General features: G+C 64.5%; 6 protein-coding genes. 2 read left to right on the forward strand and 4 right to left on the reverse strand.

Annotation, left to right across the window (positions count from 1 at the left end):
- The first annotated feature begins 134 nt into the window (after positions 1-134).
- Positions 135-944: a hypothetical protein gene (locus tag EBE87_RS27505; protein ID WP_120640912.1), complete on the forward strand. Its 810-nt coding sequence runs from the start codon at positions 135-137 to the stop codon at positions 942-944.
- 69 nt (positions 945-1013) lie between these two features.
- Here the strand turns inward: EBE87_RS27505 and EBE87_RS27510 are convergent, their stop codons facing one another.
- Positions 1014-1574 (reverse strand): GNAT family N-acetyltransferase, encoded by a 561-nt coding sequence (locus tag EBE87_RS27510; RefSeq protein WP_120640913.1) that lies wholly within the window; start codon positions 1572-1574, stop codon positions 1014-1016.
- A gap of 187 nt (positions 1575-1761) precedes the next feature.
- On the opposite strand from EBE87_RS27510, the gene EBE87_RS27515 reads away from it, so the two are divergent.
- On the forward strand, positions 1762-2235 hold the full coding sequence (locus EBE87_RS27515; protein WP_120640914.1) for a VOC family protein: 474 nt from the start codon (positions 1762-1764) through the stop codon (positions 2233-2235).
- A 118-nt stretch (positions 2236-2353) separates the two neighbouring features.
- On the opposite strand, the gene EBE87_RS27520 is transcribed toward EBE87_RS27515, so the two are convergent.
- The 3 genes from EBE87_RS27520 to EBE87_RS27530 all read right to left on the reverse strand — a co-directional run bounded on the left by EBE87_RS27520 (position 2354) and on the right by EBE87_RS27530 (position 5080).
- Positions 2354-3001 carry a tyrosine-type recombinase/integrase gene (locus tag EBE87_RS27520; RefSeq protein ID WP_233553468.1) on the reverse strand — a complete coding sequence of 216 codons (648 nt, stop codon included), beginning with the start codon at positions 2999-3001 and terminating at the stop codon, positions 2354-2356.
- Between the two features lie 292 nt (positions 3002-3293).
- Entirely contained in the window at positions 3294-4253 is a 960-nt protein-coding gene (locus EBE87_RS27525; protein WP_120640916.1) for a tripartite tricarboxylate transporter substrate binding protein, read from the reverse strand.
- Positions 4250-5080: a PhzF family phenazine biosynthesis protein gene (locus tag EBE87_RS27530; protein WP_120640917.1), complete on the reverse strand. Its 831-nt coding sequence runs from the start codon at positions 5078-5080 to the stop codon at positions 4250-4252. Before EBE87_RS27530 ends, EBE87_RS27525 begins: the two co-directional genes overlap by 4 nt.
- Positions 5081-5213 lie beyond the last annotated feature (133 nt).

The raw sequence follows: 5213 nt of genomic DNA on the forward strand, positions 1-5213 counted from the left end.
CAGCCATGGCAGCACCTCCGACGCCATGGAATCACAGCAAGATCAAAGCTCAAGAGGCTCATTAATAGGTCCTGAGCCTAGGTTGGCACTGGGGCGGGGGCTATACGCACGGCAGCGCAAAGCAAGCTCAGGCCATGAAGCTCAAGATCCGCTCCCTATTAGCAAGTCTCTCGATCTGCTTGGGAGGCGGCCTCGTTATAGGAGGCGCAGCTATCTACCTCGCCCTGGCTTGGTCGGAGGCCGCAAACACCACGGTTGTCAGGGATGGTGAAGTGGCGCTGGCCGTGCCCACCCAGCGGGTCCGCCTGGCGCTCGATGGGGCCGCGCGTGTTCGTCACGTGGTGGCTGGAGTGAGTAGCCCTGTTGAACTCCTGATCACCGGATACCTCGACTACTCTCCCATCTCTCGGGACTACCCGTCGCAGGTTCCAGTTGTTGCCTGGGAGCAAGACGGGTCTGTCCTGCACTGCGATGCCCCCGATGCGCGCGGCGGTGTCCCCGTACACCAATCAGATCCGTGCAATCGCGCCAGGTACCGCCAACCAGTTGTTTGGGAGCCTCATCGGTTTTCCCCGGAGTGGGCCGATGCCTTCTTCCCCATTGGCGAAGGCTCATTCGTTTACGCGGCCATCCCTCGGAGCCTGATGCCACGCTGGGGAGCCGCGGCCAAAGAGGCGCTGAGCGACTTGATAGCCATGAAGGCCACGCCCACTCAGAGCTTCTACTCCAGAATTGGCACCTTCGTGACGGCGCTCCTTGTGTTCCTGTTCACCGCTTTGGCGGCCTTATTGGTTCTTCCGGTTCTATTCCCACCACTTGGCATTTCCCTCCTGGCAGTGCTTCCGGCTGTTCTGCTTGGCAGGAAGAGGAAGGACATGGAGGCAGCCGCCGCCGAGACCAGCCAGACAACCAAGCCGTCTGCGCGCAATGATGGGGCACATTAGGTCCGCTTGGAGTCACATCCGGCGGCAGCCTGCCCAGCCAAGGCAACCGCCGGAAGGGGTGGGAACCGGTTAGGCGTGATCGCCTTTGGCTACGCCTTCAACGCTTCGCATGATCTTCTCGAACTGGAACGCATCACCATCTCCGCCGGGCACGTCATCCTGGGCAGGTTGGTTTGGATCCGGGTGGTACTTGTTGAAAAACTCGATGATTTTGAAGCCGCACTTATTGACGTAAAAGTGGATGTTCCGTTTCTCAAAATATGGGGTGTGTGTCTGCCAAGTAATCGTCTCAGGGTACTTCTGCTCGATGGCGAACCAAGCTTCAAGGCCGATACCGCGGCCATGCTGGCCCACCTTCAGGAAGAAGAGGTCAAGTGAATTATGATGATTCTCTGTGTTGATGGTGAGCACAGCACCACCGACCTTCTGACCATTGCGAAGGATGCGCAACACCACGGAATCTGGAGCGCTGATTGAGTTGTTAAGGACCTCATCGGATGGAATTGGTCCGTCTGGCAGCGATCCGAACTCATTGACTACGGCTATTGCGAAGGCATCTTGGAGCTCCTTCTTGAAATCGGCGATGTCATTATGTTCGGCAACAGCGAGGGTGATCAGGTCTTTGGTCATAGGGTAGGCGTATCACCATAGGCCCTGGAGTTTAGAGCAACATAAGGTCAGCTATGGGTCGCCTCCGGCGGTAGACCTGTTGGGCAACCGCTGGATAGGGTGGCAAGCAGACCATGCAGACCTGTTCCATCGCCGAGAAAAAAGGCCAAGCTCCTGCTCTAATAATCGTACCAAGCAGGAGATAGCGATGATTCCGGTATCCGGTCTGTATGAAAGCCACCTCACGGTAGGTGATCTCGAAAAATCCATCGCCTTCTACAGAGACATCGTTGGTCTGGAACTTGCCCACACCGTTCCTAAGCGGCATGCAGCCTTCTTCTGGATCGGTGGCAAGGAGCGCTCGATGCTGGGTCTCTGGTCGATCCATTCCTCTCCGATCCGCCTGCGGCTACACATCGCCTTCTCGGCAACGCTGGAGGATGTGATCCGCTCGGTCGAGGTGCTCCGTGCCAAGGGAGTGACTCCGCGCGCGGGTGGCAGTGGCCCCGAGATCGATGAGCCTATCGTCTTTCCGTGGATGCCTGCGGCCAGCGTCTACTTCAACGACCCTGACGGCCATTCCCTCGAATACATCAGCATCCTGCCAGACACTCCAAGGCCGGATCTAACCGGGACAATGAAGCTCTCCGAATGGCGACGTATGGCACGCTCAGAGCAGTAGAGGCACCGCAAAGAGGCAGGCCGCCATGTCCGCTTCGAGTTGCTTCCGGTGGTAGCCAATCCGACTAGGCATATGCCTGATGAAGGTAGCGGGCGGCTGGGGGACAGCCGCCGCTCCTTCAGATATCCACCTGCTCAGAGATGGCCAGGGCGTCATCCACCTCGATGCCGAGGTACCGGACAGTGCTTTCCAACTTTGTATGCCCCAGGAGAAGTTGGACCGCCCGCAGGTTGCCGGTGCGGCGATAGATGAGCGCCACCTTGGTCCGGCGCAGCGAGTGCGTGCCGTACAAGGCCGGATCCAACCCGACCGACGTGACCCAGCGATCCATCAAGCGGGCGTAGTGTCGGGTCGTCAGAGGTTTGTTCCTGCCGATCCGGCTCGGGAACAGGTAGTCGCCAGGCCGCCGCCCGCTGCAGGCCATCCACTGCAGCACGGTCTCCCGCGTCTGCTCGGTAATCTCGAACTGCACCGGCGTTCCTGTCTTCTTCTGCAGAACCGTGGTCCGGGGTCGTACCCGTCCACTCAGGAGGACATCGTCCACCCGCAGGGCAACCAGGTCACAGCCCCGCAGCTTGCTGTCGATCGCCAGGTTGAACATGGCAAGATCCCGCAGCCGCTCCTGAGGCTGGAGTCGTATCCGGATGGCCCAGACCTCGCACAGCTTGAGCGGAGGCTTCTGGCCGATCAGCCTGCCGCGGTTCCATGACGCCATCCTGCTGGAATAGGATTCCTCCTCGCCAGGACCGCCCGATGACACGCTCATTGGATGTCCTCCCTGGTTCACCGGCTACGGTCATCGCGGCCGGGATCATCAGGAAGCCATGTTCAAAGATGTGGAGGGTCTGGTGCCGTGCGAGCGGGGACGTCGCCCAGCAGAACCGCGGTCCAACGGCCGCTTTCCTATGCAGTCGTCCGGATAGCGGACGTTCCGCTAATGGCCAGCTTCGGCAGCATGCTTCGGACCGATCTGGCTTGCCAAGTGGGTGTCTGGCCTCAGCCACTTCCCGCACAGGCGGGAGGTGTCCATGTCCAGGATAGGACGGCATTCTGAGCGTTCAGTCCGCCCTCACTCCCGCCTCCCGCAGCAAGCGTTGCCACTTGGCGGCTTCGCTGCGCAGAAAGCCGTCGACCTTGGGCGGCGTGCTGTCGGCAACCACCGTGATACCGAGATCCTCCAGCCGCGCCCGCAGGTCCGGCCCGCCGAGCGCGGCATTGCTCGCTTGGTTCATGCGGTCCACCGCTTCGGCCGGTGTCCCTGCCCGGGCCAGCAGGGCGTTCCAGGTATAAGCGTCGTAGCCCGGCAGCGTTTCGGCGGCGGCGGGAATGGCGGGCAACGGCCGCAGGCGGGCCGGTGCCGTCACCGCCAAGGCGCGGGCCTGTCCCGACCGGGCGATGGGGATCGCGGTCGCGGCGCTGTCGATCACCATGGCGACCTGACCGGCCATCAGATCCGCGACGGCGGGTGCCGCGCCGCGGTAGGGCACATGGATCAGGTCCAGGCCCGCCTGCTTCTTCAGGAGTTCACCAGCCAGGTGCTGCGCACTGCCATTGCCCGCGGAGCCATAGGCGAATTCGCCCGGCCTGCTGCGGAACAGCGCCAGCAACTCAGGAAAGGTCCGGGCTGGGAGGTCGCGGCTCACCAGCACGACCTGCGGCACGGTGCCCATCAGCGCCACGCCCCGGAAGTCCTCGACCGGGTCGAAGGGCAGGTTCGCCACCAGCACAGGGTTCACCACATGGGCGACGGTCGCGACCAGGAAGGTATGACCATCGCGCGGACCACTGGCCACCGCACCGGTGCCGACCACGGTGCCCGCACCGGTGCGGTTCTCCACGATCACCCGCTGTGGCAGCGTGGCGGAGAGCGCCTCGGCCAGCAGCCGGGCCGCGACGTCGGTCGGGCCACCGGCCGCGTAAGGGACCACCAGGCGGATGGGCTGGCTAGGCCAGGACTGCGCCAGGGCCGGACGAACGGCCAAGGCGCCAGCCGCGGCGAGAAGGGTGCGGCGCCTCATGACAGCAGCTCCACGCGCCCGCCGAGGCGGCATCCGGGGCCATCCGGATCGGGCCGGACCTGGATCTCGCTCGGGCGGCCCATCGCCTCTCCCTGGCGGACCCGCAGCCCTCCTGCCGGTGCGCCGAGGCCATAGAACAGGGCGGCGGCGGCGATGCCGGTTGCGGCGTCCTCCGGATAGCCGGAGCTGCGCGGAAACTGGCGGGCGTGGACGGCGCCGTCCGGACCCGCCGCCCAGGGATACAGGCCGGTGGAGCCGATCGCCTCGCAGGCCGCCCGCACCCGGGCCGGGTCTGGCGCGAGGGCATGGAGGCGCGCCAGGGCGGCGAGGGGAACCAGCGTCTTCACGCGGCTGGTGGCGGCGTTCACCACGGAGGCCCCGGGGGCCAGGTCGGCGGTCGTCAGGCCCAGCGCGGAAAGCACGGCGCCCGGTTCCTCCACCGCCTCCACCCGGCCTGGAGGCTGGGTAACCTCGACGGCGCCATCCGGGCCGAAGATGGCTCGCACCAGCCCCGACAGCGTCTCAATGCGCAACTCCGGCCCCGCCACGCGCCCATGGGCGCGGAGCAGCCAGGCTGCCCCCAGGGTCGCGTGGCCGCACATCTCCATCTCGTGCTCCGGCACGAAGAAGCGGAAGCGGATGTCGGCGGAGGCGGGGTCCTCCGGCGGCAGCACGAAGCCGCTCTCATGGCCATGGGCGGCCGCCACGGCCCGCATGGCATCGGCATCCATGCCACACGCATCGAGCACGACCGGACAGGGATTGCCGCCCCCCGGGCCAGCGGGGAAGACGGAGAGGAGGATCGGGGATGGGGTGTTCGGCTGCATGCGTCCCAGCCTGCCCCTCATGGGGCGCCGCTGGCGCGCCGGATCGGGCCCTAGGGTCTGTGACTGGACTGTCTGACTAACCGGTCTGGCTCCGATCCGGTCTCTGGCCGCGCCACCTTGGAAGTTCTCGAGG

It is taken from the genome of Teichococcus wenyumeiae (assembly GCF_003696345.1).
GTDB classification, from domain to species: domain Bacteria; phylum Pseudomonadota; class Alphaproteobacteria; order Acetobacterales; family Acetobacteraceae; genus Pseudoroseomonas; species Pseudoroseomonas wenyumeiae.